The organism is Protofrankia sp. CiP1_Cm_nod2 (genome assembly GCF_920664355.1).
Taxonomy (GTDB): domain Bacteria; phylum Actinomycetota; class Actinomycetes; order Frankiales; family Frankiaceae; genus Protofrankia.
Genome location: NZ_CAKKTL010000387.1, coordinates 1 through 2,767, shown reverse-complemented (window position 1 = coordinate 2,767; position 2,767 = coordinate 1). Strand labels below are relative to the sequence as shown.

General features: G+C 68.1%; 2 protein-coding genes and 1 pseudogene. 2 read left to right on the top strand and 1 reads right to left on the bottom strand.

The features are described 5' to 3' along the window. Nucleotides 1-423: pseudogene (locus NBW84_RS23770) on the top strand (hypothetical protein); the annotation flags it as partial. A 76-nt stretch (nt 424-499) separates the two neighbouring features. On the opposite strand, the gene NBW84_RS23765 reads toward NBW84_RS23770, so the two are convergent. Continuing rightward, nucleotides 500-991, bottom strand: a complete 492-nt coding sequence (locus NBW84_RS23765) for a protein-tyrosine phosphatase family protein (protein WP_250287566.1) — start codon at nt 989-991, stop codon at nt 500-502. Nucleotides 992-1,539: 548 nt separating this feature from the next. On the opposite strand from NBW84_RS23765, the gene NBW84_RS23760 reads away from it, so the two are divergent. Next, a complete protein-coding gene (locus NBW84_RS23760) occupies nt 1,540-2,298 on the top strand; it encodes a peptidoglycan-binding domain-containing protein (protein ID WP_250287564.1) in 759 nt (252 codons plus the stop codon). Nucleotides 2,299-2,767 lie beyond the last annotated feature (469 nt).

Genomic DNA, 2,767 nt, shown 5'->3' with positions numbered 1-2,767 from the left:
GAGAGTACGGGTCGTGGGTCGGCCGGGTTGCTGGGACTGTCCGGCTTCGAGATCGAGCAGGTGGAACAGGAAGCGGACGGCTCGTTCTCGGTGCACGTGTCGACCGCGCCGGGGGTGGCGGAGTGCTGCCCGGACTGCGGGGCGCCGTCGGGCCGGGTGAAGGAGAGCGTCGGGCACACGGTGCGCCATCTGGTTGTGGCCCCGATGCGGGTGACGTGGCGCAAGAACCGGCTGGCCTGCGGAAATTCCACCTGTGAACGGAACGGCTTCGTCGCGGCGACCCCGCTGGCGGTGCCCGGCGGGCGGGTGTCGGTAGCCGCGCTCGGGCTGACGAGCGTGCTGGCAGGAATGCCGGGCCGACGACGATCCCGCCGCGGGCCACCGTCCGACAATGTGGTGGCCATCGCGCGCGGGGCTTCGTAGATCGTTTCGGGAGCTGGCTGAGGAACGGACGGCGCGGACGGCGTAAGGCGTCCGGCCATCCGCGGTGTCGGCGACGCTACCGGTTCCCGCCGGGATCCCGGCTGGTCTGGATCTCGGGGTGGTGGGCGGCGAACCATCGGATCCAGCGTCGCTGGCCGGGGGTTTCGACCGCCCGCGGCCGGTAGTGCCGCCGGGCCCAACCGACGGCATCGGCGGCGGGGTGGCCGGCGAGGACGGCCATGCAGGCAAGGACGGTTCCGGTGCGGCCGGTGCCGCCGCCGCAGGCGACCTCGACCCGTTGCCCGCCGTGGGCGAGCAGGTAGGCGTGGCAGATCATGGCGGCGGCCGTCCCGTCGTCCCGAGGGGCGCGGAAGTCAGGCCAGTCGATCCAGCCCGCGGGCCAGCCGGGATGCCAGCGGGGCCCGTGGGGCCGGGGGAGCCGGTGGCGCGACGCGAGATAGAGGCCGTAGGTGGGCAGCGGCCCGGACGGCAGGGGCTCGCGCCGGCCGCGGCCGCGCACCATGGTTCCGTCGGGTAGCGCGATCGCGCCGGTGAGTTGGCCGCTCATCGACGCATCATGCCTGTTGTTCACAATTCCTCCCGTGGCCGTCCTGCTGTGGCCGGTCGCTGTCTCCTGCCGTCGGTTGTCGTTCGTGTCGTGACGGCGGGTCGGCGGTAGGCGGTCGGCGGGGCGATATGGCCTGTCCAGGGTGCCGGCATGCCCGCGACAGCGTGGCAGTGACGGTGACGTGACGGTGACGTGACGGTGACATGGTGAAGGCGACGCGACAGGAGAGCGGGGCCGGGTGGCATGGCCGCGGTGCCCCGCGGGGCAGGCGAGGAGAAGATATGTGGAACGTATGCGATTCCCATATCCGCCCGGTCGTCCGCCGTGCGGATATGGGAATTGTCCGGACGGCGTTCGTGCACCTGCCTGGCAGGTTGTCAAGATAATGGCGGCCTTCCGTCACCGGCGGGACGGCCCGATCTGACGGGCTACGCTCCGATGCGGCGGACCTCATCGGCATCCGGGTTTCTTCCCGGCGCTTGCTCCCGGGTACGGCGTCCGGGCCGAGGGCTCGTCCGCCGGTGTGTATCCCGGAAGGAGACGTCCGCATGGCCACCTTACAGGATCTTATCGACGTCTGCCGGCACGAGGAAGCCATCTATCGGCCCAGCGGACGCAACAACTTCACCAAGTACGGCCGTGAATTCGGTGCGGACGGCCAGCCCTGGTGCATCATGTTCTGCTACGTGGTGGCCGGCTATGCTGGCGTGACCCTCCCGTACAAGACTGCCGGGGTCGTCGATCTGGCCGTCTGGGCGTCCAGAAACGGGAGGAAACGGACGCCGGACGCGATTCAGCCGGGCATGATGGTGGCCTTCGACTGGACCCTGACGCGGACCGGGTCGATCCCCGTGAAGACGCATGCCGGCTGGTGCATCGAACGGTCCGGCCGGACGATAACGACGGTCGAGGGGAACGTCGGCAACCAGGACGAGGTTGTCAGCAGGACGTACGGCGTGGACGACAAGGTGGTCTGGCTGGGGGTGGACTTCACCGACCTGTTCCCGGCCGGAAACAGGTTCATCCGTTACCCGAAGCTGGCCAGGGGTGCGAAGGACCATGCTCCCACCGGCGCGTTCCCGGATCCCATGAACCCCGTCCAGACCCTGCAGAACGCACTGAACATCGTGAGCGGCCGGGAAGGAGAGCATCCCGACCGGCTGGCTCCGGACGGGGATTTCGGTCCGTTGACAGAACAGGCCGTCCGCGACTTCCAGGATTTCTTCAAGGTGCCCGAGATCGGTGGCACCGTCGGCGCGAACACCTGGGAGGTCCTGGACTACGTTCTCGACCTCAAAGGACGATGACCGCGAGCCGTACGGTCGAGGAGAAGCGTCTCCGGCGGGTGTCGCCGGAGACGATGGACTGAACCTCACACCGCGGCGGCCGGGAGGGCTGATTGGCCGGCTGCCGCGCGATCGAACATCCGTCCTGGAGCGCCGGTCAGGTAACCATACGTATCCCCACGTATCCCGCGAACGGCGGCACGCTTCGATGGACGCCGGTCACCGGAGAAGATCGGCGTGAGTTTGTCGTTGTGTACGCTTTTGCGGCCAAAAAGCGTACATGGCGACAAAGTCGCCTGAATCATGATCTGTGTGGATGGTCGTGGATGGGATCCGCGTTACTTGACCGGTGCTCTAACGTGTGCAGGTCACGTTGGATACGCCTTTGCTGGCGGCGGTGACGGTGTTGGTGCAGGAGACGATGTTGTGGGTCGTGGTGGGTTTGTCGATGTTGATGCCGTAGCCGGGGCCGCGGACGTCGAGCTGGTTT

Bases quoted from the DNA above. Each gene is read 5' to 3' on its own strand.
- NBW84_RS23765 (WP_250287566.1), bottom strand. From the start codon at position 991: ATGAGCGGCCAACTCACCGGCGCGATCGCGCTACCCGACGGAACCATG.
- NBW84_RS23760 (WP_250287564.1), top strand. From the start codon at position 1,540: ATGGCCACCTTACAGGATCTTATCGACGTCTGCCGGCACGAGGAAGCC.